Origin of the sequence: Streptomyces corynorhini (assembly GCF_003346515.1) — a bacterium.
GTDB classification, from domain to species: domain Bacteria; phylum Actinomycetota; class Actinomycetes; order Streptomycetales; family Streptomycetaceae; genus Streptomyces; species Streptomyces corynorhini.
Genome location: NZ_QQNA01000252.1, coordinates 1 through 24,113, shown reverse-complemented (window position 1 = coordinate 24,113; position 24,113 = coordinate 1). Strand labels below are relative to the sequence as shown.

The 24,113-nt window shown below is 70.6% G+C and carries 28 protein-coding genes and 1 pseudogene; 11 read left to right on the top strand and 18 right to left on the bottom strand.

Annotated elements, in window-relative coordinates:
* Positions 1–416 precede the first annotated feature (416 nt).
* The 7 genes from cysD to DVH02_RS27350 all read right to left on the bottom strand — a co-directional run bounded on the left by cysD (position 417) and on the right by DVH02_RS27350 (position 6,190).
* Entirely contained in the window at positions 417–1,355 is a 939-nt protein-coding gene (gene cysD / locus DVH02_RS27370) for a sulfate adenylyltransferase subunit CysD (RefSeq protein WP_114626533.1), read from the bottom strand.
* Positions 1,352–1,945 (bottom strand): adenylyl-sulfate kinase, encoded by a 594-nt coding sequence (gene cysC, locus DVH02_RS27365; RefSeq protein ID WP_114626532.1) that lies wholly within the window; start codon positions 1,943–1,945, stop codon positions 1,352–1,354. Before cysC ends, cysD begins: the two co-directional genes overlap by 4 nt.
* Positions 1,945–2,643 (bottom strand): phosphoadenylyl-sulfate reductase, encoded by a 699-nt coding sequence (locus tag DVH02_RS27360; RefSeq protein ID WP_114626531.1) that lies wholly within the window; start codon positions 2,641–2,643, stop codon positions 1,945–1,947. Before DVH02_RS27360 ends, cysC begins: the two co-directional genes overlap by 1 nt.
* Positions 2,640–2,816 (bottom strand): hypothetical protein, encoded by a 177-nt coding sequence (locus tag DVH02_RS35710; RefSeq protein WP_199566434.1) that lies wholly within the window; start codon positions 2,814–2,816, stop codon positions 2,640–2,642. The genes DVH02_RS27360 and DVH02_RS35710 overlap by 4 nt, the downstream gene beginning before the upstream one ends.
* The gene (locus tag DVH02_RS27355) at positions 2,813–4,510 is read right to left on the bottom strand and encodes a nitrite/sulfite reductase (RefSeq protein WP_114626530.1); all 1,698 of its coding nucleotides are present in this window, start codon (positions 4,508–4,510) and stop codon (positions 2,813–2,815) included. Before DVH02_RS27355 ends, DVH02_RS35710 begins: the two co-directional genes overlap by 4 nt.
* A 137-nt stretch (positions 4,511–4,647) precedes the next feature.
* Positions 4,648–4,731 carry a putative leader peptide gene (locus tag DVH02_RS36995; RefSeq protein ID WP_325051408.1) on the bottom strand — a complete coding sequence of 28 codons (84 nt, stop codon included), beginning with the start codon at positions 4,729–4,731 and terminating at the stop codon, positions 4,648–4,650.
* Positions 4,732–5,053: 322 nt separating this feature from the next.
* The gene (locus DVH02_RS27350) at positions 5,054–6,190 is read right to left on the bottom strand and encodes a YihY/virulence factor BrkB family protein (protein WP_114626529.1); all 1,137 of its coding nucleotides are present in this window, start codon (positions 6,188–6,190) and stop codon (positions 5,054–5,056) included.
* 17 nt (positions 6,191–6,207) lie between these two features.
* On the opposite strand from DVH02_RS27350, the gene DVH02_RS27345 reads away from it, so the two are divergent.
* From DVH02_RS27345 to DVH02_RS27335, 3 genes are all read left to right on the top strand, one after another.
* Positions 6,208–7,842 carry an acyl-CoA dehydrogenase family protein gene (locus DVH02_RS27345; RefSeq protein WP_114626528.1) on the top strand — a complete coding sequence of 545 codons (1,635 nt, stop codon included), beginning with the start codon at positions 6,208–6,210 and terminating at the stop codon, positions 7,840–7,842.
* Between the two features lie 167 nt (positions 7,843–8,009).
* Entirely contained in the window at positions 8,010–9,323 is a 1,314-nt protein-coding gene (locus tag DVH02_RS27340; RefSeq protein ID WP_114626527.1) for a helix-turn-helix domain-containing protein, read from the top strand.
* A gap of 48 nt (positions 9,324–9,371) precedes the next feature.
* Complete coding sequence (locus tag DVH02_RS27335) at positions 9,372–9,917, top strand: GNAT family N-acetyltransferase (protein ID WP_114626538.1); 546 nt, start codon at positions 9,372–9,374, stop codon at positions 9,915–9,917.
* 32 nt (positions 9,918–9,949) lie between these two features.
* Here DVH02_RS27335 and DVH02_RS36830 read toward each other — a convergent pair whose 3' ends face one another.
* Both DVH02_RS36830 and DVH02_RS27325 read right to left on the bottom strand, forming a co-directional pair.
* A complete protein-coding gene (locus DVH02_RS36830) occupies positions 9,950–10,174 on the bottom strand; it encodes a DUF397 domain-containing protein (protein ID WP_114626526.1) in 225 nt (74 codons plus the stop codon).
* Positions 10,167–11,054, bottom strand: coding sequence for a helix-turn-helix domain-containing protein (locus tag DVH02_RS27325; RefSeq protein WP_114626525.1), 888 nt, complete (start codon positions 11,052–11,054; stop codon positions 10,167–10,169). Before DVH02_RS27325 ends, DVH02_RS36830 begins: the two co-directional genes overlap by 8 nt.
* Before the next feature lie 236 nt (positions 11,055–11,290).
* On the opposite strand from DVH02_RS27325, the gene DVH02_RS27320 reads away from it, so the two are divergent.
* From DVH02_RS27320 to DVH02_RS27310, 3 genes are all read left to right on the top strand, one after another.
* Positions 11,291–11,710, top strand: a complete 420-nt coding sequence (locus tag DVH02_RS27320) for an ATP-binding protein (protein ID WP_147286140.1) — start codon at positions 11,291–11,293, stop codon at positions 11,708–11,710.
* Entirely contained in the window at positions 11,707–11,931 is a 225-nt protein-coding gene (locus tag DVH02_RS27315; RefSeq protein WP_114626523.1) for a hypothetical protein, read from the top strand. The genes DVH02_RS27320 and DVH02_RS27315 overlap by 4 nt, the downstream gene beginning before the upstream one ends.
* 95 nt (positions 11,932–12,026) lie before the next feature.
* Complete coding sequence (locus tag DVH02_RS27310) at positions 12,027–12,269, top strand: hypothetical protein (RefSeq protein ID WP_233518493.1); 243 nt, start codon at positions 12,027–12,029, stop codon at positions 12,267–12,269.
* A 15-nt stretch (positions 12,270–12,284) separates the two neighbouring features.
* Here the strand turns inward: DVH02_RS27310 and DVH02_RS27305 are convergent, their stop codons facing one another.
* The 5 genes from DVH02_RS27305 to DVH02_RS27285 all read right to left on the bottom strand — a co-directional run bounded on the left by DVH02_RS27305 (position 12,285) and on the right by DVH02_RS27285 (position 17,205).
* The gene (locus DVH02_RS27305) at positions 12,285–13,403 is read right to left on the bottom strand and encodes a methyltransferase domain-containing protein (protein ID WP_114626521.1); all 1,119 of its coding nucleotides are present in this window, start codon (positions 13,401–13,403) and stop codon (positions 12,285–12,287) included.
* A gap of 59 nt (positions 13,404–13,462) precedes the next feature.
* A complete protein-coding gene (gene tgmB, locus DVH02_RS27300) occupies positions 13,463–14,425 on the bottom strand; it encodes an ATP-grasp ribosomal peptide maturase (RefSeq protein WP_114626520.1) in 963 nt (320 codons plus the stop codon).
* The gene (locus DVH02_RS27295) at positions 14,425–14,781 is read right to left on the bottom strand and encodes a hypothetical protein (protein ID WP_199566433.1); all 357 of its coding nucleotides are present in this window, start codon (positions 14,779–14,781) and stop codon (positions 14,425–14,427) included. The genes tgmB and DVH02_RS27295 overlap by 1 nt, the downstream gene beginning before the upstream one ends.
* 285 nt (positions 14,782–15,066) lie before the next feature.
* A complete protein-coding gene (locus DVH02_RS27290) occupies positions 15,067–15,984 on the bottom strand; it encodes a S1 family peptidase (protein ID WP_114626519.1) in 918 nt (305 codons plus the stop codon).
* Positions 15,985–16,680: 696 nt separating this feature from the next.
* Positions 16,681–17,205 carry a CGNR zinc finger domain-containing protein gene (locus tag DVH02_RS27285; RefSeq protein ID WP_114626518.1) on the bottom strand — a complete coding sequence of 175 codons (525 nt, stop codon included), beginning with the start codon at positions 17,203–17,205 and terminating at the stop codon, positions 16,681–16,683.
* A gap of 61 nt (positions 17,206–17,266) precedes the next feature.
* On the opposite strand from DVH02_RS27285, the gene DVH02_RS27280 reads away from it, so the two are divergent.
* The 3 genes from DVH02_RS27280 to DVH02_RS27270 all read left to right on the top strand — a co-directional run bounded on the left by DVH02_RS27280 (position 17,267) and on the right by DVH02_RS27270 (position 20,025).
* On the top strand, positions 17,267–17,506 hold the full coding sequence (locus tag DVH02_RS27280; protein WP_147286139.1) for a hypothetical protein: 240 nt from the start codon (positions 17,267–17,269) through the stop codon (positions 17,504–17,506).
* A gap of 192 nt (positions 17,507–17,698) precedes the next feature.
* Positions 17,699–18,016, top strand: coding sequence for a YkvA family protein (locus DVH02_RS27275; protein ID WP_114626516.1), 318 nt, complete (start codon positions 17,699–17,701; stop codon positions 18,014–18,016).
* Between the two features lie 347 nt (positions 18,017–18,363).
* Complete coding sequence (locus DVH02_RS27270; protein ID WP_233518495.1) at positions 18,364–20,025, top strand: glycoside hydrolase family 13 protein; 1,662 nt, start codon at positions 18,364–18,366, stop codon at positions 20,023–20,025.
* Between the two features lie 67 nt (positions 20,026–20,092).
* Here DVH02_RS27270 and DVH02_RS27265 read toward each other — a convergent pair whose 3' ends face one another.
* Positions 20,093–20,452, bottom strand: a complete 360-nt coding sequence (locus tag DVH02_RS27265) for a DUF805 domain-containing protein (RefSeq protein WP_114626514.1) — start codon at positions 20,450–20,452, stop codon at positions 20,093–20,095.
* 66 nt (positions 20,453–20,518) lie between these two features.
* Between DVH02_RS27265 and DVH02_RS27260 the strand changes: the two genes are divergently transcribed.
* Both DVH02_RS27260 and rsgA read left to right on the top strand, forming a co-directional pair.
* A complete protein-coding gene (locus tag DVH02_RS27260) occupies positions 20,519–21,172 on the top strand; it encodes an NADPH-dependent F420 reductase (RefSeq protein ID WP_233518491.1) in 654 nt (217 codons plus the stop codon).
* Between the two features lie 474 nt (positions 21,173–21,646).
* Complete coding sequence (gene rsgA, locus DVH02_RS27250) at positions 21,647–22,759, top strand: ribosome small subunit-dependent GTPase A (protein ID WP_114626536.1); 1,113 nt, start codon at positions 21,647–21,649, stop codon at positions 22,757–22,759.
* Between the two features lie 114 nt (positions 22,760–22,873).
* On the opposite strand, the gene DVH02_RS27245 is transcribed toward rsgA, so the two are convergent.
* The 3 genes and pseudogenes from DVH02_RS27245 to DVH02_RS27235 form a co-directional block, all read right to left on the bottom strand.
* Positions 22,874–23,251, bottom strand: a complete 378-nt coding sequence (locus DVH02_RS27245) for a PPOX class F420-dependent oxidoreductase (protein WP_114626511.1) — start codon at positions 23,249–23,251, stop codon at positions 22,874–22,876.
* 92 nt (positions 23,252–23,343) lie between these two features.
* On the bottom strand, positions 23,344–23,826 hold the full coding sequence (locus tag DVH02_RS27240; protein WP_199566432.1) for a DUF456 domain-containing protein: 483 nt from the start codon (positions 23,824–23,826) through the stop codon (positions 23,344–23,346).
* A 23-nt stretch (positions 23,827–23,849) separates the two neighbouring features.
* Positions 23,850–24,113 (bottom strand): annotated as a pseudogene (locus DVH02_RS27235) (helix-turn-helix transcriptional regulator); the annotation flags it as partial.

Here is a 24,113-nt window from a genome sequence, read left to right as displayed (position 1 = left end):
AGGGTGGGCGTGGCGAGCCGCGTGGCGTCTTCCGTGTGAGTGCTCGGCATGGCTGGGGTCTTTCGTTTGGATCAGGCCGGATGAGGGAGCGGGGTCTGGTGCCGTGGATCGCAAGGCGGAGGAGGGAGCCCACGCGGAGCGGATGGGGTCTCCCCTGGTCGAGCGAAGCCGAGACCTTGGGGATGGGTGACGACAACGCGGCGAGGCGCGGTGCCAGGGCTCGCGAGCCCGGCATGACCCCAACGAGAGGCCCCAGGGCCTGTGTGGGGTCGTGATCTGGGCTCGCGGGGCGTGGCACGCACGCTCGCGGCGTTGCCGAAATGTCCTAGTAGCTCCGCTACGAGGACACTCCGGCGCCTTGCGATCGCACGCACCACGCCCCGCTCCCTGATCCAGATCACAACCCCACACAGGCCCTAGAAGTACCCTTCGCGTTTGCGGTCTTCCATCGCGGCCTCGGACATCTTGTCGTCGGCGCGGGTCGCGCCGCGCTCGGTGAGCCGGGAGGCGGCGATCTCGGTGATCACCGCGTCGAGGGTGGTGGCGTCGGAGTCGACGGCGCCCGTGCAGGACATGTCGCCGACGGTGCGGTAGCGCACCAGGCGCGTCTCGACGCTCTCGCCCTCCTTGGGGCCGCCCCAGTCACCGGCGGTCAGCCACATGCCACCGCGGTCGAACACCTCGCGTTCGTGGGCGAAGTAGATCCCCGGCAGCTCGATGCCCTCGCGGGCGATGTACTGCCACACGTCCAGCTCGGTCCAGTTGGAGAGCGGGAAGACCCGGACGTGCTCGCCGGGGGCGTGCCGGCCGTTGTACAGCTGCCACAGCTCGGGGCGTTGGCGGCGCGGGTCCCACTGGGAGAACTCGTCGCGCAGCGAGAAGACCCGCTCCTTGGCGCGTGCCTTCTCCTCGTCGCGCCGCCCGCCGCCGAAGACCGCGTCGAACCGCTCGGTCTGGATCTTCTCGGTCAGCGGCACGGTCTGGAGCGGGTTGCGGGTGCCGTCGGGCCGCTCGCGCAGCTTCCCCGCGTCGATGTACTCCTGTACGGAGGCGACGTGCAGCCGCAGCCCGTGCCGCTCCACCGTGCGGTCGCGGTACTCCAGCACCTCGGGGAAGTTGTGGCCCGTGTCCACGTGCAGCAGGGTGAAGGGCACCGGCGCGGGCGCGAATGCCTTGAGCGCCAGATGCAGCATGACGATGGAGTCCTTGCCGCCGGAGAAGAGGATCACCGGCCGTTCGAACTCGCCCGCCACCTCGCGGAAGATGTGCACGGCCTCCGACTCCAGGGAGTCCAGGTGGCTCAGCGCGTACGGGGCGCTCGTGCCCCCGGTGACGGCTGCGACGGTGGTGGTCACGCGAGACCCCTCTCGGTGAGCAGCGCGTGGAGCGCGGCGGCGGACTCCTGCACGGACTGGGTGTGCGACTCGATCCGCAGATCGGGGCTCTCCGGCGCCTCGTAGGGGTCGTCCACCCCGGTCAGGCCGGATATCTCACCGGCCGCCTGCTGGGCGTACAGCCCCTTCACGTCGCGCTGCGAGCACACCTCGACCGGGGTGGCCACATGGACCTCCAGATACCGGGTGGCGGCGGTCTCGTGGCGCTTGCGTACGGCCTCGCGGCTGTCCGCGTACGGCGCGATCACCGGGACCAGCACCTTGACGCCGTTCGAGGCGAGCAGCTCGGCGACGAAGCCGATCCGCGTCACGTTGGCGAGCCGGTCCTCGCGGCTGAAGCCGAGGCCCGCGGAGAGGAACTCCCGTATCTCGTCGCCGTCGAGCACCTCGACGCGGTGGCCCTCGCCGCGCAGCCGGTCGGCCAGCGCGGTCGCGATGGTCGTCTTACCGGCGCTGGGCAGACCGGTGAGCCAGACGGTGGCACCCTGCTCCGCCACGTTCAAGGGGTCCTCCTGATGGTCCGTCCGATGATGAGCCTGATGGGCCGTCATCAATGCAGCCCGCATTCGGTCTTGTTCCGGCCGGCCCAGCGGCCGGCGCGGGCGTCCTCGCCCGCCAGCACCCGGCGGGTGCAGGGCTCGCACCCCACCGAGGCGTAACCGTCCGTCAGCAGCGGGTTGGTGAGCACGCCGTGCTCGGTGACGTACGCGTCCACGTCGTCCTGCGTCCAGCGGGCGATCGGCGAGACCTTGACCTTGCGGCGCTTGGCGTCCCAGCCGACCACGGGGGTGCCCGCCCGGGTCGGGGACTCGTCGCGGCGCAGCCCGGTGGCCCAGGCGTCGTACCCGGCCAGCCCCGCTTCGAGGGGCCGGACCTTGCGCAGCGCGCAGCACAGGTCGGGGTCGCGGTCGTGCAGCTTCGGGCCGTGCTCCGCGTCCTGCTCCGGCACGGTGCGCGTCGGCGACAGCGTGATGACGTTGACGTCCATCACGGCGTCCACGGCGTCGCGGGTGCCGAGGGTCTCGGGGAAGTGGTAGCCGGTGTCGAGGAAGACCACGTCGACGCCGGGGCGCACCCGGGAGGCGAGGTGGGCGACCACCGCGTCCTCCATGGAGGAGGTGACGCAGAACCGGGCGCCGAAGGTGTCGGTGGCCCAGGTGAGGATCTCCAGCGCCGTGGCGTCCTCCAGCTCACGTCCGGCGCGCTCGGCGAGTGCCCTGGGATCGTCGGTCTCCGTCGGTGCCGTCATGTCTCTTCCCCTCCGTCGCTCCGCTGGAGCCCCCGGGTCAGCAGCCCGAGGAACTTCAACTGGAATGCGCGATTGCACGCCGCGCATTCCCAGGCGCCGTGACCCTGCTCGCTGGGACGCAGGTCCTCGTCGCCGCAGTAGGGGCAGTAGAACGGGGCGGCGCGTTCGCTCATGACAGCGCCTCTTCGTCGGCGCGCGCGGCCCAGGTGGCGAAGCGCTCGCCGTCCGCGCGCTCCTTCTGGAAGCGGCCGAGCACGCGCTCGACGTAGTCGGGCAGCTCCTCGGAGGTGACCTTCAGCCCGCGGACCTTGCGGCCGAATCCGGCCTCAAGACCGAGCGCGCCGCCCAGGTGCACCTGGAAGCCCTCGACCTGGTTGCCGTCCTTGTCCAGCATCAGCTGGCCCTTGAGACCGATGTCCGCCGTCTGGATACGGGCGCAGGCGTTGGGGCAGCCGTTGAGGTTGATGGTGATCGGCTCGTCGAACTCCGGGATGCGGCGCTCCAGTTCGTCGATCAGCGTGGCGCCGCGCCGCTTGGTCTCGACGATGGCCAGCTTGCAGAACTCGATGCCGGTGCAGGCCATCGTGCCGCGCCGGAACGGCGACGGGCTGACCCGCAGGTCCAGCGCTTCGAGACCGGCCACCAGCGAGTCGACCCGGTCCTCGGTGACGTCGAGGACGATCATCTTCTGTTCCGCGGTGGTGCGCAGCCGTCCGGAGCCGTGCGCCCGCGCCAGCTCGGCGATCTTCGTCAGCGTGGTGCCGTCCACCCGGCCGACGCGCGGCGCGAAGCCGACGTAGAAGCGCCCGTCGCGCTGCCGGTGCACCCCGACGTGGTCGCGCCAGCGGTGTACGGGCTGTTCGGGCGCGGGTCCGTCGACGAGCTTGCGCTCCAGGTACTCGTCCTCCAGGATCCGGCGGAACTTCTCCGCGCCCCAGTCGGCGAGCAGGAACTTCAGCCGGGCCCGGGTGCGCAGCCTGCGGTAGCCGTAGTCACGGAAGATCGAGATGACCCCGGTGTAGATGTCGGGCACCTCGTCCAGCGGCACCCACGCGCCGAGCCGCTGGCCGATCTTGGGGTTGGTGGAGAGCCCGCCGCCCACCCACAGGTCGAAGCCGGGGCCGTGTTCGGGGTGGTCCACCCCGACGAAGGCGATGTCGTTGATCTCGTGCGCCACGTCCAGGGAGGGCGAGCCGGAGATGGCCGACTTGAACTTGCGCGGCAGGTTGGAGAAGTCGGGGTTGCCGACGATCCGGCGCTGGATCTCGTCGATCGCGGGCGTGCCGTCGATGATCTCGTCCTCGGCGATGCCCGCGACCGGCGAGCCGAGGATCACCCGCGGTGTGTCGCCGCACGCCTCGGTCGTGGAGAGCCCCACCTCTTCGAGGCGCCGCCAGATCTCCGGCACGTCCTCGATCCGGATCCAGTGGTACTGGATGTTCTGCCGGTCGGTGATGTCCGCCGTGCCGCGCGCGAACTCCTGCGAGATCTCACCGATGACGCGCAGCTGCTCGGTGGTCAGCCGCCCGCCGTCGATCCGTACCCGCAGCATGAAGTACTCGTCGTCCAGCTCCTCCGGCTCCAGGATCGCGGTCTTGCCGCCGTCGATCCCGGGCTTGCGCTGGGTGTACAGCCCCCACCAGCGCATCCGGCCGCGCAGATCGTTGGGGTCGATCGAGTCGAACCCCGCCTTGGAGTAGATCGTCTCGATCCGTGCCCGGACGTGGAGACCGTCGTCGTCCTTCTTGAACTGCTCGTTGCCGTTGAGCGGAGTGAAGTGACCCACGGCCCACTGGCCCTCGCCGCGGTGACGGCTCACCTTGCGGCGGGGCGTGGGAGTGGACGGCTTTTCCGGGGTGGCGGCCATGACGCATACGTCCTTCGAGACATGCAGGAGGGCGGCTCTGAACCGCACACGCGCGCGAAAGGCGCGGCCGTGCGCGGCAGGGACAGCTGGACAGCTGGGCTGGAGCGGGGGGAATAGCGGGGGAGCGCCGGAGGCTCTCAGCCCGCCGGACAGATGGCGCTGCACATGCGGCAGAGGTCGACGTGGCGCCGACTCACCAAGGAAATTCCAGCTCTGGACATGACGGAAGCGTGTCACGCGATTCTCGGGACAGTCCACTGCTGTCCAAAATGCGGACCAAGTCGTCTCGATGCGCGAGACGCTGTGGTGTTCCTTACAGCTGTCCGAGGTTTACCGGGTCGTCGCGCACCCCCCCGGGTCGACGCCGTCCACGACGCGCTGGTCGCGGCCGCACACCGGGGCCGGACACTGGGGCCGGATACCGGGGCCGCCGCAGGCCGGGGGCGCCGTCCTCCGGCCGGCGTTACGCGGTGGTCCTGGACCCGGACGGCCGCGAGGTCTCCCTCTTCGCCGTCGCCGCGTCACCGCCACACGCCGTCGTGCCTACGGAGTGTCGCGGTGGTCGCGGCCCGTGATGCGCGACTTCACATCGTCCGGCGGCAGGAAGCGGGACCACCGTTCGGGGAACTCCGAGGGCATGTCCGGGTCGGTGACGTCGTCGTCCTGCGGGCCGTCCGGGGCGTCGTCCGAGAAGGACGCGCGGGCCACCGCCTGCGCGGCCTGCGCCGCGCGCTGGCGCTCGTTGGCGTCGCGGGCCGCCGCCGTGGCGACCGACGGCCAGACCCGGTCGATGGCGGCGTTGACGGCCGCGCCGACCAGGACGGCGAAGGCGGAGACGCCTATCCACAGCAGCACCGCGATGGGCGCGGCGAGGGAGCCGTAGATGGTGGGCCCCTCGACGGTGCTGGTGAGGTAGATCCGCAGCAGGAAGCTGCCGAGCACCCACATGCCGAGGGCGATGAGCGCGCCCGGAATATCCTCCACCCAGCGGGAACGGGCCGGTACGGACACGTGGTACAGCGTGGTCAGGAAGGCGATCGACAGCAGCGTCACCACCGGCCAGTACAGGACGCTGACCACCTCCGTGCCCCAGGGGATCAGCTCCACCACCCGGTCGGGACCGACGACCGCCAGGGGCAGCACCACCGCGCCGATCAGCAGCGCCACGATGTAGAGCAGGAAGGCCAGCAGCCGGGTGGCGACGATGCCGCGCCGCCCGTCCAGCCCGTACATCACCGTGATGGTGTCGACGAAGACGTTGACCGCCCGGGAGCCCGACCACAGGGCGATGGCGAAACCGAGCGAGATCACATCGGGCCGGCCGCCCTCGGTGATGTCGTCCAGCAGCGGTTTGGCGATCTGGTTGACGCCCCGGTCGGAGAGCACCGTGCCGACGGCCGCGAGGATGTTCCTCTCGAACGAGGCCACCGTGGCGGTGCTGGTCCAGTCGTCCACGTAGCCGAGCAGACCGATCAGCCCGAGCAGCAGCGGCGGCAGCGAGAGCAGCGTGAAGAACGCCGCCTCGGCCGCGAGTCCCAGGATGCGGTACTCGACGCACGAGTTGACCGTGTCCTTGAGCAGCAGCCAGGCCAGCTTCCGTTTCGAGACGTTCCGGTAGAGCACTCGGGCCCGGTGGAGTCGACCCGCTGGCCGCTCGGGTGTTTCTTTTGCTGCCTGCACCTCCTTACCGTATCGGCATGGCAGCCAGCACCCACACAGTGACCAACCAGGTACCTCCGCTGGTCGGATACGACGTTTTCGGTACGGACCGGGCCCTTCGCGAGAGTGTGGAGCGGCACAGCGCGCCCGGTCTGCTCGACGCGACCCGGGCGGAGCTGACCGCCCTCGGCCGCGCCGCCGGTTCCCCCGAGGTCCAGGAGTGGGGCAGGCGGGCCAACGAACACCCACCGGTCCTGCGCACCCACGACCGGTACGGCGAGCGGATCGACGAGGTCGAGTTCCACCCCGACTGGCACCGGCTGCTCGACCGGGGCGTCGGCGCCGGGCTGACCGACGCCTGGGGCAGGCCCGACGGCCATCTGCGCCGCGCGGCGGGCTTCTTCGTGTGGACGCAGGCGGAGGCGGGCAACGGCTGCCCGCTGTCGATGACGCACGCCGCGGTACCCGCGCTGCGCGCCGATCCGGCGCTGGCGGCCCGGTGGGAGCCGCGGCTGACCTCCCACCGGTACGAGCCGGGGCTGCGGCCCGCGGCCGGGAAGGCGGGCGCGCTGTTCGGGATGGGCATGACGGAGAAGCAGGGCGGCAGCGACGTGCGCGCCAACACCACGGCCGCCGTACCGCTGGACGCGGCGGGCGAGTATCTGCTGACCGGGCACAAATGGTTCTGCTCCGCGCCGATGTGCGACGGGTTCCTGGTACTCGCGCGGGCCCCCGGCGGGCTGACCTGCTTCCTCGTACCGCGCGTGCTGGCGGACGGGACCCGCAACGTCTTCCGCCTCCAGCGGCTCAAGGACAAGCTCGGCAACCGCTCCAACGCCTCCGCCGAGGTCGAGTTCGAGGACACCTGGGCGCAGCGAGTCGGCGAGGAGGGGCGCGGGGTGCGCACCATCATCGAGATGGTGGCCGCCACCCGGCTCGACTGCGTGCTGGGATCGGCCGCGCTGATGCGGCAGTCGGTGGCCCAGGCGGTGCATCACGCCACGTACCGGAGCGCGTTCGGCGGCGAGCTGATCGACAAGCCGCTGATGCGCAACGTGCTGGCGGACCTCGCGCTGGAGTCGGAGGCCGCGACGACCCTGGGGCTGCGCCTCGCCGCCGCCTACGACGCCGACACGGAGCGGGACCGGGCCTTCCTGCGGCTCGCGGTGCCCGCGGCCAAGTACTGGGTCACCAAGCGCTGCACACCGGTGACCGCCGAGGCGCTGGAGTGCCTGGGCGGCAACGGGTACGTCGAGGAGTCCGGCATGCCGAGGCTGCTGCGCGAGTCGCCCCTCAACTCGATCTGGGAGGGCTCGGGCAACGTACAGGCCCTGGACGTCCTGCGCGCGCTCCAGCGCGAGCCGGCCGCCCTGAACGCCTTCCTCCAGGAGGTCGGCGAGGCACGCGGCGCCGATCACCGGCTGGACGGCGCGATCAAGGCGCTGCTGACCGAGCTGGCGGACCTGAGCGGCATCGAGGCACGGGCCAGACGGCTGGTGGAGCGGATCGCGCTGGTGCTCCAGGGATCGCTGCTGGTGCGCTGGGCACCGCCGGAGGTGGCCGACGCGTTCTGCGCCTCGCGGCTCGGCGGGGACTGGGGCACGGCCTTCGGCACACTGCCGCACACGCTCGACCTGGCGTCGGTCGTGGACCGGGCGCGGCCCGGCGGCTGACCCGCCAGGACAGGACCCGGGGCGCGGGCGGCCAGGGGTGGTGCCGCGCCGACACGGCACCACCCCTGACACCCCGTCACTTTCATGCACCGGCCCGCGGTTCGCCAGAGTTGCAGGCCGTTGCAGGAGAACCGTTACCGCACCGCTGGTTCACAGGGGGAACCCCGATGAAGGACACACCGCTGAGAAACCCTCCGCTCGACCTGACCGCGCTCATGGCCATGGACCAGGCGCAGGCCGGCCGGCTGCTCCACCAGATACGCGAAGCCACCCTCGCGGGCGAGCGGCCACCGGTGGCGCCCCGGCCGCTGATAGCGGAGTCCTGGCGGCGCATGCTGCGTCTGGGCCTCGACCCGGACCGGCCGACCGGCGGCGACACCGCGCTGGAGCCGGACGAACTGGAGCACCGGCGCCGCACCTCCTCCCTCGGCGAGGCGTTACACATGATCACCGCGTCCCTCGGCGGGATCATCGACACGTCGCTCCAGATCATGGTGGTCAGCGACCCGGAGGGCCGGGTGCTGTGGCGCGAGGGCAGCCTCGGCGTGCTGCGCCATGCGAGCGGTATCCGGCTGGAGGAGGGGGCCGCCTGGTCCGAGCGGATCACCGGGACCAACGCCATCGGGACGGCGCTGGTACTGGGCCGGCCGGTACGGGTCCACTCCGCGGAGCACTTCGCGCACGCGCTGCACACCTGGACCTGCGCGGCGGCCCCCGTACACGATCCGCGCGACGGCAGGCTGCTCGGCGTGATCGATGTGAGCGGGCCCGCGCGCGGCTTCCATCCCACGACGCTGGCGCTGGTCAGCTCGGTCGCCAGAATCGCCGAGAGCGAGATGCGCGAGCGGCACGCGCGGGACCTGGACCGGCTCCGCTCGGTGGCCACGCCGATCATCTGCCGGCTGGGCGGCCGTGCCCTCGCCGTCGACACGCGGGGCTGGACGGCGGCGGTCACGGGGATGGCGCCGGTGGACCGGCTGCCGCTGCCGAAGTCGTTGCGGGCGGGCCTGGTCTGGCAGCCGTCGCTGGGCATGTGCATGGTCGAGCCGCTGCCCGGCGGCTGGCTGATACAGGTGCGCGACCAGCCGGAGCCGCCCCTCAGCGAGCCCGCCAGCCGGGTCGTGCTCGACCTCAGCCGCCCCCGGCGCTGGTCGGTGGCCGTGTCCGGATCCGCGGGCAGCTGGACCCAGGAGCTGACCCCGCGCCACGCCGAGCTGCTCTATGTGCTGGCCGTGCACCGGGACGGCCGCAGCGCCGCGCAACTGGCCGCCGACGTGTTCGGCGATCCGACCCGTACGGTCACGGTCCGGGCCGAGATGTCACGCGTGCGGCGCCATCTGTCCGGGGTGCTGGCGCACCGCCCCTACCGCTTCAGCGAGGAGGTCGAGGTGGAGGTGGTCGGCCCGGCGGACCCCGAGCTGCTGCTGCCGCACTCGACGGCCCCCGCGGTGCTGGCCGCGCGGCGGCCACCGTATCCATGACGCGGATCGGGTTGGAGCGTGGCGCGGACACGTGTTCTCCTGATCCGCATGACCATCACCGTGACCACGTGGTCCCTGGAGCAGACCTCCCCCGCCGATCTGCGGCCCGCCGCGACGGCGCCGGACGAGGTGCGGATCGTACGGGCCGAGGTGCCCTCGCCGGAGTTCAGCCGGTTCCTGTACGCGTCGGTGGGGGCCGACGTGAGCTGGACGGACCGCAACGCGCTGACGCGGGCGCAGTGGCGCGAGACGCTGGAGCGCCCCGGCGTCGAGACCTGGGTGGCGTACGAGAAGGGCACCCCGGCCGGATATCTGGAGCTGGCCGCGCAGCCGGGCGCCACGGTCGAGATCGTCTACTTCGGCCTGCTGCCCGCCTTCCGCGGCCGGCGCATCGGCGGCCACCTGCTCTCGTACGGCACCGCCCGCGCCTGGGACCTGGCCGAACGCTGGCCGGACCTGACCCCGACCAAGCGCGTGTGGCTGCACACCTGCTCCAAGGACGGCCCGCACGCCATGGACAACTACCTGCGCCGGGGCTTCCGGCTCTTCGACACGAAGACGGAGGAGGAGCCGGAGCCGACCGCAGCGGCCTGAGCGAGTGCGGCCCCGGCGGCGGGGGGCCGACGTCAGGGCCGGGGCAGGGCGTCGGCGGTGACGGCGGCGACGAAGGTGGCCCAGGCGGCGCCGGAGGCGCGGGCGGCGGGGAGGGCCCGGTCCTTGGTGTCGCGGAAGGCGATGCCTGTGGTGGGGATGGGGGCGACTTCGACACACCTGCCGTCGCCGGCAGTGTAGGAACTCGTGCGCCAAGCGGCGTCCGTGAGGTCGACAGACTGATTGGCCAGCTCATTCATTTCTGTCCAGCTCTTTCTCGATGTCTTCGATCAGCTGACGGCTATCGTCCTCCGGGAGGGCGGCCCTGGACAACCCGGTAAACAGGCGGCTCAAGCGCTTGAGGGCCAGCGGATCATCCCGGTAGACGGCGGTGTTCTCCGCCGAGTCGGTGAAGGCAACATCTGCTTCGGAGTCTCTGCCCATGCCTGAGTTGAACAGGAGGAATGTCCCTGTGGTGAGCCCCCTTTCACCTGCCTGGAAGGGGATGATTCTGACACGGACGTTATCCAATGCGGAGACGTCAAGCAGATGTCGCAACTGTCCGCGCATGACATCGGTACCCCCAACGAGCGTGCGCAGAGCTGCCTCAGCGAGCACGACATTGAGGATCAACGGCTCTTCCTCGCGCAGTCGTTCCTGACGGCGCATCCTCACCTCGACGAGGTTGTCTACCTGGTCGGGATCGAAAATGGAGATGCCGATGCCAGTCACCGCGCGTGCGTAGCCGTCAGTCTGCAGGAGCCCAGGGATCAGGACCGACTGATACTCGAAGGACTCGACTGCTTCCGCCTCATAGGCAATGAACTCCGCATAATTGAGGCTGATCACATCGCTGAACGCGTGCCACCACGGAGGAACGCGCTGCCGCCCCTTGACCATCAGTGAGGTGAGCTCGGAGAGCAGCGGCTCCTTAACCGCGAACAGCTCCATGAGGCCCTCGAAGTCCTTCTTCGTGCAGCCGCGCTTGGCGTTCTCTATGCGACTGACCTTGGAGTTGTGGCAGTTGAGGTGTGCTCCAACCTCTTCAGTGGTGAGTCCGTGCTGATCGCGCAGCCTATGTAGCGCGGCGCCCAGCCGTCGGCGTGCGGTGAGCGGGCTCACGCTGGCGACAACCGCCATCACTTCTCCATCTCCCTTGTCTATGAATGTGGTTGAGGGTACCGCTTCGTCCCTCCGAGCTGTACGACATCCCTCTAACGGGTGGCGCCATGCATGAGTTTGGCAGATCTGCCATGCAACTGCTTGACCTATCGATGAAGTGTCCCACATCATGAGGTGCTGTCACACACTGCATTCAACGCGTGACTGATCACTGATCAGTTCTGCCCTGGAGTCGAAGAGGGCCTGGAGGCGCCATGACAACCCCCCATGTGCAACGTCCCGACCATCAGTACCGCTTACTGCTGACCGTCCGCCCGTGCGAACTCCCCGGCATCCGGAGCAAGACCGCCAACCGGCTGCGACTCTGGGGCCTGGAGCACCTGAAGGACGACAGCTGCGCGATCGTCACGGAATTGCTTGCCAATGTGCACCGGCATGCCGACGGCCGCGCGGTCCTGCTCCTCCAACGGTGGCCCGACCGGCTTCTGATCACGGTCAGTGACCGGTCCAGGGAACTGCCCGTCGTCAAGGAGCCGGACTGGACCGCGGAGTCGGGGCGGGGAATGTACGTCATCGAGGCGCTGGCCGACTGGTGGCGGGCCGAGCCCACCGCGACGGGCAAGGACATTGTGGCGTCGCTCATGTATCCGGAGAAGGCGCGGGCCCTGTCGTGAACCGCCCCGAGTTCACCCCGGAAGAGCTGCGGGCCCTGGCCGTGTGGGCCACCGGCTACTGCTTCCGGTGCGACGAGTACACCGCCGTGACGGTTGTCGGTGAGTCGGTCACGGACGCCGGTACCAGTTCATTGAGCGCGTGCGAGCTGTGCCACTGGCGGCTGTACGAAACGCACTGGCTCAGCGTCCATCGCGAGCCCGGAGCAAGAAGGAGTCACTGACCGTGCGGCAGGCGATCGCTGTAACCGTCTGCGCCGCCCTGTGGATCGCCGCAGTGGCGTTCGCTGCAAGCCGTCTGTAGAAGCGGAGACTTGACGTGATACCCAGGACACCGGAGCCCGCCCGGCACCGACTGCACATCGGAATGATCGTCTTCGACAGGCGACAGGACATGGTCGCCAAGATCATCGATTTCTCCGGCCCGTTGGTCCATCTGCTGCGTCCGTCCGGACTCAACTGGCGGACGTCCTGGGTCTCCCTGCGCCCCGGGACACCGTACGAGCGACGGCAGATCGCGGCGCTCGCCAAGCTGCACCGTCAGCGTCAACCGAGGCCGTGACCGCCCGGCGAGTGGTTAGAGGTCCCAGTCCCAGGCCCGCCCGTCCGGGGCCGCGTAGCTGACGGTCTGCCTGTCCGGCGTGGCGTTGACGGTGAACCACTCCCGCCGTGGGCGGTGCAGGGTGAGCCACTGCTCATATGCCTCTTCCAGCGGCTCCCACAGATCCCGCCGCCCTGACGTGACGACCGTTGCGCCAGGTTCCGGCGTACGGTCCGCGATCCGCGCGTACGAGTCGTCCACCGGGTCGAAGAGCGTGGTCACGTGCGCACCGTCCGGTTCGCGGTGGTACTCGCGCACCGTACTCGCCGACATGTGCAGTTGGGCGAAGAACGAGAATGTCCAGTCGTCCAGAACGCTTCCCGACACCTTCGATGTGCGCTGCTCGCCGCCTGTCACGGACTCCGGGATCTTCGGCGCTTCCCGCGAGCCGGAGAGCAGCGGCATGAACGCGGCTGGCGTATGCAGGATCCGGCCGACGGCGGTACCGTCGGGGAGTTTTTGGAGCCGGGCGAGCGAGCCCCCGGCAAGGGCGCCCTTGAGCGGGACGACCATCAGCCCGCCCGGCACACACTGATCGAACCACGCCGCCGGGATCCGCCGTACCGAGCAGGTCGCGATGATGCGGTCGAACGGTGCGTCCCCCGGGGCCCCTTCCGCTCCGTCCGCGCATCTGACCGTGGGCGCCGGGCCGCATGCCGCGAGGCGGGTCCGGGCGGTGGTGGTCAGCCGTTCCGAATAGTCCACGGTGGTGACCGAATCCGCACCAGCCAGCTGACACAGCAGCGCCGCGTTGTAGCCGGACCCGGTGCCGATCTCCAGCACACTCGCCCCATGTCGCACGTCCAACGCGTCGAGCATGTCGGCCATGAGACTCGGTGCCGTCGACGAAGAGGTGGGCACTCCGGTGACGCCGTGGGGCCCGGCGTCCTCCGCGTGTACGCCGCCCACCTCGGTGATGAGTGAGTCGTCGCTGTACACCTGCGTCAGCCAGGCGTCGGCCTCCGCGTCCGTACGGCCCCATGGCGTGAACCGGTCCTCGTCCCTGCGATAGAACACCGGGACGAACGGCTCTCGCGGCACATTCAGAAAGACTTCGGCCAGTCGGGCCGACAGAACGGCACTGCCCCGCTCCATGCTCCGCACGAGACGAATGCGCGCTGCCAGGGTGCGCCGCCGGTCATCCGAAGGAATTGTCACGCCCTGCCCTCCAAATAATCTGCGATTGCGGCCGTGATGGGAACACCAGTCGCCACTTCAATGAATCCGTACTGGCCGGACGGATTCACTTCCAGAAAGATCCATTCGCCCTCTGGTGTCACTACGAAGTCGAATGCACCGTAGGGCAGACCAAGTCGATTCAGCATGCGCGACACCCCGTCCACCACATCCACCGGAGGGTCGCATTTCCGGTACGTGTGACTTCCGTAGTCGCTGCGCCAGTCCAGATGGCCTCGTTCCGAGTCCACATGGATCTCGACCGCGAAAAACTGCTCTCCCACCACGGTCAGACGGATCTCATGCGCCTTCGGCACCCATTCCTGGAAGAGGTGTGCCGTCGTGGCGATATCGGAATGCGGCAGATCCTGCGGGTCGACAAGACTGGTGTACACGACAGCTGGCTCCCCGCTCACCAAACCGCGTATGGGATGGAACGGCTTGTACACCACGCGGCCCATGTCGTCGGCGAAGCGTTTCGCGGTGTTCGGATCGTTCGTGATGAGCGTTCGCGGCACCTTGAGGCCCGACTCGGCCGCGACTCTGAGCTGAAGGGGCTTGTACTCGGCATCTGCCGCGTGTCCGGGCGGCGACAGCCATCGGCACGGGAGAGCGGTCAGAAGTCCGCCGAAACCCAAGCGTGCTTCCCTCTCAGCGACCTTCCGGGCAACCGCCGACATGTTCTTCGGAGGCTGCGGACGTGTGGGTCGACGGCAGTAGACAGAGCGGACGCTCTCCAGCCGGAGAGTCCGGCGACCGTTGTCGAGCGTGCCGCACCAGCCATCCCCGGTGAGACCAGCAGACAGCACCAGCCCCACCGGGAACTCCGAGACATCGGCCCGGAATACGGGCACGGCACGCCGGTTCAGCTCCTCGATCGCCAGATCCACGGTCGGATCGAAGTGTCCGGCCAGGACTAGAACTGTTCCGGCTCCGGTCATCAATCGTCACTCGGTCCCGGGTCGTCCTTCGCGTCCGTCCGTTCGGGCGTGGTTGCCGTGGCTTCGGTCGTGTAGTAGGTCATCGGGGGGTTCTTCGTCATGAAGACCCCCGGCGGCAGATCGCCGTAGGTGCTCGTTTGGGTTTCTTCGTCGTACTCGATGTCGTCGGGCAGCACACCACCCGAGCCGGCCACGGTGGTGGTGAGGAACCGGAAGGCGAACGGCGCCGGTCCACTCGTCCCGGACAGGTCCGGCAGAACCTGAGACGTGTCTTGCTCCAGCGGAAACCGGCTCTCCGGCCGATGCCAAGGCGCGGCAACCCCGGTGCGTTTCCTGAATGTGGTCGCTGTGGGCATTGATCCCCTCTTTCGCTACCCTGATGCTCTTGTCTTTGAGCGGTCGCGCTGATCCTTTCCCCTATCCACAGGCAGAATCAACACGTGGTCGAGACTCAGGCTTGTGAGTGCTCCAACGCGCCCCCTGGCATCGTGGAGGCGTATGCGGAGCGTGCTGGTGTCCGTAACGCGTCGGACGGCCGTCGCTTCGATCTCATGCTGCCTGTGGCCGCGATCGCGGGTGCGCACACACGCGCGGCGGGCCGCGCACCAGGTGCGCGGCCCGCCGGTGGAGCGAGAGGTGGGTCAGGCCAGGCTGACGCCGTACGCGTTCATGGCCGCGACGACCGGCTGGAAGAAGGTGGTGCCGCCGGAGGAGCAGTTGCCGCTGCCGCCCGAGGTCAGGCCGTAGGCGACGGTGCCGTTGAACAGCGAGCCGCCGCTGTCACCGGGCTCGGCGCAGACGTTGGTCTGGATCAGGCCGGTGACGACGTTGCCGCTGCCGTAGTTCACGGTGGCGTTGAGGCCCGTGACGGTGCCGCTGTGCACACCGGTGGTCGAGCCGCTGCGCCGGACGGTCTGGCCGACGCTGGGGTTGGCGGCCGAGGTGATGGTCTGGTACGAGCCGTTGTACAGGTAGACCCGGCCCTCGGCGTTGGCCGAGCTGTTGTGCCGGATCAGGCCGTAGTCGTTGCCCGGGAAGCTGGAGCCGGCGCGGGAGCCGAGCAGCGCGGTGCTGGAGGAGTTGGTGTACCAGGTGGCGCCGATGTTGGTGCAGTGCCCGGCGGTCAGCGCGTAGTACGTGGAGCCGCTGCGCACGTTGAAGCCGAGGGAACAGCGGCTGCCGCCGGTGTAGATGGCCTGGCCGCCCGCGATCAGCTCACGGAACTGACCGTCGGTGTGCTTGATCGTCAGACCGGCCTCGGTGTCGGCCACCGTGCGCTTGATCGTGGCGATCTCGGCGTCGGTGACGGTGCTGTCGACGGTGACGACGACCTTGCCGGTGGCCTTGTCCGTGTACCAGGCCGTGCCGGCGATGTCGGCGTCCTGGACGGCGGCGTCGGCCGTCGCCAGGGCGGCGGCGGAGGGGAGCGGTGCCGGTGCGGGCTGGGCGACGGCGCTGGGGGCCGCAAGCGCGACAGCGGTGACCAGGCCGGAGGTGACGGCGAGGAGCCGGACGCGTCTGGAGACCGAGCCGAGGGGGGAGAAGCGCTTGAAGGTCACAACATCCTCCATAGATGGGGGAAACACGCGGCCCGTGGGGTGAGCGGGCCGCCGAGGCGTGGACCGTCCGCGGTCATCGGTTTTGACCGTGAACCTGTCAACGCATGACTGAATCGTTGACTTCCTTTGACCTTCGGGCAAGGCCCACTTCTGGACCGGTCCCCCCGGACGGACGCCACGGCCCCCGATTCCGGGGCGAATCGCCGTCCGGAACCGTTGCCGGGGTCGGGCGTGTCGGCCTCGCGGATGACCTCACGGGCAAGATCGGTGACGGTTGCGGCGGCGCCGGGGGGAGTGGCGTGACGCGCGGTCAGCACCCCGCCGAGCATGGGAATCGCGCTCTGTCGTCATCCGGCCACCTGCCGGGTGCGCCGCGTATTCCTACGCGCCCCTGTGTGTCCTGCTTGCATGACACAGTGAGTTCGATATCCGGTGAGTGGTGGCAGGCGGCGGGCATATCTACGCGCGACACTCGTCCACTTGTGCGAGGTACCCCCGAAATGCACTCGTGTTGATCATGGCTGAAAATCGCCGGAATGCGGCGCCGGCGGGCGCGGACTGACGCCGTGTCGCCCCGTGAATCGCCCCGGGAGGCGCTCTTGCGCGGCCCGGCGAGCCCCGCCCGGCGAGCCCGGCCCGGCGAGCCCGGCCCGGTGCGGACGGCGGCCGGGCGCGGCCACGGTCCCGGGCGCCGCGTCAGTCCGCGCACGCGCGCCGCCGGTGGCGGGTGACGGCGTCGTTGTTGGCGCACCGCACCGAGCAGTAGACGCGTCGGCCGTTGCGCGAGGTGTCGACGAAGGCCAGGGCGCACGCGGCGCGGGCGCATCGGCCGAGCCTGGTGTGGCTGGCGAAGCAGACGACGTAGGCGAGTCCGGTCGCGGAGGAGGCCCGGATGTGCGCGACCGCTCCCAGTGCGGGGTCCGCGTAGTGCAGATGCGGGCCGTGGCCGTCGTGCGTGGTGATGTACGGGCGGCTGGCGGCCTCGGCCAGCAGCCCGTTGACCCGGTCGCGGCGCGTCTCCAGCTCCTGCGGGCCGAAGCACGGGCCGAGCCGACGGCTCCAGACCTCGACGGCGGCGGCCTCGGCGCCGGACAGCGAGTGGCGGACGATGCCGCGCGCGACCAGCAGCGGCTCCAGTGCCTCCGGGGTGAACGGCGCGGGCGCGTTCGCCAGATCGGCGGCCAGCAGCGCGGCCTCGCCACCGTAGTGATTGAAGCGCATGGCGCCAACGTAGCGAATGTAATGGTTGAACGTCTCTAGGTGATGACGTCAACCTGATCACATGCGTGGATGCGGCGGTGACGGATGTGCGAGCGACGACCGGTGCGCGGTGTGCGACAGGGCCGGAGCGGCGGACGAGTCCAGCTGGACGCTGCTGTCCTGTCACACGACGTCCGAGGGGACGGTGGAGTACTGCGTCTGCCGCTGCGGCTCGGTGGTGGTCCTGACCGACGGCCGGATCGCCAAGGTCCACGGCGCCGGGAGCCGCCGCGCGGCCGGGAAGGGCGTACCGACGGGGTGAGGGCGAGGGCGCGGCGCGCGGCAGGGAAGGGCGTGGCGTGCGGCGGGGAAGGGCGTGGCGACGGGGTGAGGGCGAGCGTGGCGACGGGGTGAGGGCTCCGTTGAGGTGCCCGTACCGGGGTACGCGTAACCGGTAGCGCACGGCCGGACCCGACGGTGCGCGGAGCCTTCCGAGCCACAAGGAGGAGAGCGCGTGAGCGACCTCCAGATCCTCATTGTCGTCGGCGTACTGCTGGTCGCGGTCACTCTGGGCGTCGCGATCACCCTGACCGTCCGGCTCGTCAGGACGCGTAGCGCCCTGCGCAAGGCCGGGGTCCCGGTCGAGAACCGCTGGGTGTTCTGGGCGGCTGTCGCCTATCTGATCCTGCCGTTCGACGTGCTGCCGGACCCGGTGTACATCGACGACATCGGCGTCCTGCTGCTGGCGCTGCGCTCCATGCGCTCGGCCGAGGGCAAACTCCCCTACGCCGCCGCCCAGCTGGGCAAGCTCAAGCACGGGCCGCGGCCCTGAGCGGCGCCGGGAGGTGAGCCTTCCGGCCGGATGATGATCGGAACACGCCCTGGGGCCTCAGTACTTGGACGTACTTGGGCGTACGTGGATGCACTGGGGTGATCCCGACCACGCGGCGAGCGTGCGTGCCGGACGCCGCCGACCGGGCGGGGCTTCGCGGACAGGCCCTAGAGTCTGCGCTGATGCTCATCCCGGCACGAGAGGTATCAGTGACACAGCACGGCAGCGTCAACGGTGACGGCAGTGGCAGTGGCAGTGGCAGCGGCAGTGGCGGCAGCGCTGGCGAGGGGGGAGACAGCGGGGGCGGCGACAGCGGTCAGTGGTGGCGCGAGTCGGTCGTCTACCAGGTGTACGTCCCCAGCTTCGCCGACGCGGACGGCGACGGCATGGGCGACCTGCGCGGCATCGCCGACCGGCTCGGCCATGTCGCGGAGCTGGGCGCGGACGCGATCTGGCTCACGCCGTTCTACCGTTCCCCGCTCGCCGACGGCGGGTACGACGTCGCCGACCACCGGGACGTCGATCCCCGGCACGGCACCCTGGACGACTTCCGGGCGCTGCTCGGCCGGGCGCGCGCCCTCGGGCTCCGTACGATCGTCGACATCGTGCCGAACCACACCTCCGACCAGCACCCCTGGTTCGCCGAGGCCCTGGCGTCGGCTCCCGGCTCCGCGGCCCGCGACCGGTACGTCTTCCGGGACGGCACCGGCCCCGGCGGCGCGCGGCCGCCCGCGGACTGGCAGTCGAAGTTCGGCGGCGCCGCCTGGACGCGGGTCGCGGACGGGCAGTGGTACATGCATATCTTCGCCGCCGAGCAGCCCGACCTGAACTGGGAGAACTCCGACGTCATAGCCGACTTCGAGCGCACGCTGCGCTTCTGGCTCGACCTCGGCGTGGACGGTTTCCGCATCGACGTGGCCCACGGCCTGCGCAAGGACCTCACGCCGCCGCTGCGCGACACCCGGGGCGGCGACTCGGCCTCCCTCAACTCCCCGCCGACCGGCGAGGACCACCCGTTCTGGGACCGCGACGAGGTGCATGACGTCTACCGGGCCTGGCGCAAGATCACCGACTCGTACGCGCCGCCCCGGATCATGGTCGCCGAGGCGGGCGTCAGCGCCGCCAGGCTGCCTCTCTACACCCGGCCCGACGAGCTGCAGCAGGCGTTCAACTTCTTCCATCTGCGCTGCCCGTGGGAGGCCGCGGCCTTCCGGGACGTCATCGACACCTCGCTGGCCGGTGCGGCGTCCACCGGATCGCTGCCGACCTGGGTGCTCTCCAACCACGACGTGGTGCGCCACCGCAGCCGTTACGCGCTGCCCGAGGGTACCGACCTGCCCGGCTGGCTGCTGACCGGCGGCCTCGACCCGGCCGCCGACGAGGAGCGCGGTCGCCGCCGCGCGCGGGCCGCCGCCCTGCTGACCCTCGCGCTGCCCGGGACGACCTACCTCTACCAGGGGGAGGAGCTGGGGCTGCCCGAGGTCGCGGACCTGCCGGAGGAGGCGCTGCGCGATCCGGTGTGGGAGCGCACCGGCCACGCGCGCAAGGGCCGCGACGGCTGCCGGGTGCCGATGCCGTGGACCGGTACGGGGCCCTCGTACGGCTTCGGCCCTCAGGGCAGTTGGCTTCCGCAGCCGGACGGCTGGGGCGAGCGGTCCGTCGAGGCGCAGACCGGCTGGCCCGGCTCCTTCCTGGAGCTGTACCGTACGGCGCTGGCGCTGCGCCGGGGCTTCCGCGGCGACGAGCGCTTCACCTGGCTGCCGTCGGCCCCGGGCGAACTCGCCTTCCGCAAGGGCGCGGGGCTGGTCTGCCGCGTCAACCTGTCCGCCGAGCCGCTGCCGCTGAGCCTGCCCACGGACTCCGTACCCCTGCTCGCCAGCGACGAGTCGACGACGGACGGGGTGGCGGACGAGGTGGCGTACGGGGCGGCGTACGGGGCGAGCGGCGGCGCCGGGCCGCGCCTGCTGCCGCCGGACACGGCGGTCTGGCTGGACTCCACGGCCCGCTGAACGACACGTGCCCGTCAGCCGCGTGGGCTGACGGGCACGGAGGGACGCCGGCGGTGCCGGGGACGGGTTACGGGTACGTCTGCGCGTGCTTCGGGTTCGGGCCGTGCGCGTTCGGACCCTGCTCGCCCTCGATGGCCAGGAAGACGATCAGGACGATGAAGCCCACGAGCGGCACCAAGGCTATGAGGAGCCACCAGCCGCTCCTGCCGGTGTCGTGCAGCCGTCGCACGGCCACGGCGAGGCTCGGGATCAGGAGGGCCAGCGCGTAGATGCCGCTGATCAGGTTCTCCGCGCCGATGACGTTGCCGATGACGCTCAGCGCGATGGAGATCACGAAGTTGGCGAGGAAGAACATCCAGTATTCCTTGCGGCGCGCCCGGCCGCTGAACACCGCGTAATTCTTCAGGACGTCGACGTACCAGTTCATGTGTTCCCCCGAGAGTGGTGAGAGTTGCCCTGCCCTGCCGTAATGGCCCGGGTCAGGGCGAAAGGTATGTGGCTTGAACTGCACAGGTCAAATCGGCCGGTCACGGGCGCTTCGCGCGCGCCGGACGCGGTCGCCGCAGCCGTGCGCGCCGGGGACCTGGTGGTGGCGACCGTCCCGCTCGGCGCCTACGAGCGGCTGCCCGCCGCCGAGCTGGCGGGTAGGACCGTCTTCGACACGATGAACTACTACCCGGAGCGCGACGGCCGCATCGCCGCGCTGGACGCGGGCGGGCTGACCACCAGCGCCCTGGTGCGGCGGCACCTGGCCGGGGCCCATGTGGTCAAGGCGTTCAACAACATCGACTTCCGGCGCCTGTTCACCCTGGCCAGGCCCGTCGGCGCCGCCGACCGCAGCGCCCTGCCCCTCGCGGGCGACGACGAGGCGGCGAAGGAACGGGTCGCCCGACTGCTGGACACCCTCGGCTACGACGCGGTGGACACCGGCACGCTCGACGCCAGTTGGCGCAGTGAACCGGGTACGCCCGTCTACGTGCAGCCGTATCTGCGGGCACGGCCCGAGGGGCTGAGCGAGGAGGACGCGCGGCGCTGGTTCTTCGACACCCCCGGAGTGCCGGTACCGGCGGAGCGGGTGAGGGAACTGACGGCCTCGGCCGTCCGTGGGCCTGCGGGCGGCTCCCGCGCGGCCCTCGCCGACGGCTGAGTGCGACGGACGCGGGAACAGGGCGGGACGGTCCGGAAACGTCACCCGCCCCCGCGCCCGGCGGCACCGATGTCAGCGACGCCACTTCGACCTGGTGGTGACCCTCGGGGAACGCGTCGCCTTCCCCGCCTCCCTCCTCGACCGGCTGCCCCGGCTCCGGCCTACGCCGCCTCGGCTGACCCCGGCACGGAAAACCGCTCGCGGCGGCGTTCGGGGTCCCGTTAGGGTGGGCGTCGTCGGGAGCGAGGGCCGTGAGGCGCCGCTTTCCGGCTGTGCTGTCGGTGCGTTGAGAAGCGGGAGGTGAGGACATTGATGACGGTCGCCACGCCGGGCGCTGCCCGGATCCAGAAGATCATCATTCCCACCCCTGTGGTCTCCGGCTGACCTGACCCGACCGCGCGAACCTCTCGCGCGTCGTCACACCCGCGCGTCCGAACGCGCGCGCCGGGACCACCCCTTGTGAAGGGTCTCCCGTTGTCTTTCTCCGTTGCTTCCTCCGAGGCTTCGTCCGCCGCGCATCCGCTGGCCCGGTACGGCTGGGACGCCGACCGTGAGGCGTCGTCCGCGCCGTACACCGAGCGGGGCCTGCTGCCCGGCCGGGTGGTACGCGTCGACCGGGGCCGGTGCGACATCGTCACCGCGACCGGTGTGGTGCGCGCCGACACCGAGTTCGTCGTGCCCCGCGATCCGATGAAGGTGGTGTGCACGGGGGACTGGGCTGTCGTCGACGCGGACGGCGACCCCCGGTACGTACGGGCGCTGCTGCCGCGCCGTACCGCCTTCGTACGCTCCACCTCCTCCAAGCGGTCCGAGGGGCAGATCCTCGCGGCCAACGTCGACCACGCGGTCATCGCGGTCCCGCTCTCCGCCGAACTCCACCTGGACCGCGTCGAACGCCTCCTCGCGCTGGGCTGGGAGAGCGGCGCCCTGCCGATCGTCGTGCTCACGAAGGCGGATCTCGTCTCCTCCCCGCACGTCGTCGACCACCTGGTCGAGGACGTGGGGACCGTCGCGCCCGGGGTGCAGGTGCTGACGGCCAGTTCGGTGACGGGGGAGGGGATCGACGTCCTGTCGGCCGTCCTGTCCGCCGGTACGAGCGTGCTGCTCGGTGCCTCGGGGGCCGGTAAGTCGTCCCTGGCCAACGCCCTGCTCGGGGAGGAGGTGATGGCGGTGCGGGCCGCGCGCGACGTCGACGGCAAGGGCCGCCACACCACCACGACCCGAAATCTGCTCGTGCTGCCCGGCGGCGGCGTGCTCATCGACACACCGGGGCTGCGCGGTGTCGGACTCTGGGACGCGGAGGCGGGCGTCGGGCAGGTGTTCTCGGAGATCGAGACGCTCGCCGGGCGGTGCCGCTTCCACGACTGCGCCCATGACGCCGAGCCGGGCTGCGCCGTGCTGGCCGCGGTGGCGGACGGCTCGCTGCCCGAGCGGCGGCTGGAGAGCTACCGCAAGCTGCTGCGGGAGAACCGCTACATCGTCGCCAAGACCGACGCCCGGCTCCGCGGTGAACTGCGCCGCGACTGGAAGCGCAAGGGCGCCGAGGGCCGCGCCGCGATGGAGGCCAAGCGCGGCCGGATCCGCTAGGCCCTGTCCAGCCGCCGCCCGTAGAGCCCGTAGGACCTGTAGAGCCCGTAGAGCCCGTAGAGCCCGTAGGACTCGTAGAGCCCGTAGGACCGTCCGCCCGAACGGCGGACGGTCCTACGGGCTCACGCCGTCCAGGCCCCAGCTCTGGATCTTGCGCGGGTGGATGCGGATCAGCTCCTCGCTGAGCGTCTCCCCGAGGTCGTGCGGACCCACCAACAGCTCGGCCTCGCCCCGGATGTCCACTCCGCGCACCGCCCACGGGTCGGTGCTCACGATGTCGTCCACGACCAGCGCCACCCGGGGATTGGCCTGGAGGTTGCGCCACTTCTTGGTGGTCCCGAGGGCGAAACCGCCGATCAGGAGGGTCCCGTCCTCCTGCGGGTAGAACGCCACCGGGTTCGCCTGCGGCTGCCCCTTCGGGTCGACGGTCGCCATCCGCCCCAGCCGCTGGGTCCTCAGATACGCGCGCTCTGCCTCACTGAATCGGCTCATGGGGCCAGCCTCACACGGCCACGCGCGCACCGGTATCGGTTCCTGGTCCTGGTCCCGTGGTCCCGGTCCCCCGATCGGCCCATCCGGCGGGCTCAGGCCCAGATCACCGTCCCCAGCCACGCCCCCACCACCAGCAGACACGCGAACAGCTCCACCAGCAGCGAGCAGCCCGCCGCGCGCATCACCGTACGGGTCGACGCCCAGCCGTACCGGTGGCTGCCCAGCCGTACCCGCTCCGCGCCGTAGATCCCGCCGACGAACCCGGCGATCCCGCCCGCCACCGGCACCACGAAGAACCCCACGATCCCCGCCACCCCGCCGGTCACCAGGGTCCGGTGCGGGGCCCCGGTCCTGCGGGGCCTGCGGGCGGGCAGCAGCGGGCGCAGCGCCTGGTGGAACAGCAGCAGGGCCGTCGCCCCGATCAGTACGCCCCAGGCGGGCCGGGTGGTGTCGGTCAGCGCCCACCACAGGACGGCCGCCCAGACGATCGCCTGTCCGGGCACTCCGGGGACCAGCACGCCGAGCAGACCGAGCAGCATGACCAGGCCCACCAGCACGAGCTGCCACACTTCCATCCGCCAACTGTGCGGTATCCCGGTCACTTCCGCAGGTCGCGTGCCACCCAGTCCTTCTCGTACGCGTGCCACCCCAGCTGGAGCCGGGTGGTCACCCCGCTCAGCTCCATCAGCCCGCGCACCCGGCGCTGTACGGTGCGCAGCCCCAGGTCGAGCTGTTTGGCGACGCGCGCGTCGGTCATCCCGGCGAGCAGCAGCGAGAGGATCTCCAGATCCGTGGCGTCAGGACCCGGCGGCCGCTCCTCCGCCACGGTGGGCCCGGCGCCGCCCGCGCCCGCCCCGCCGCC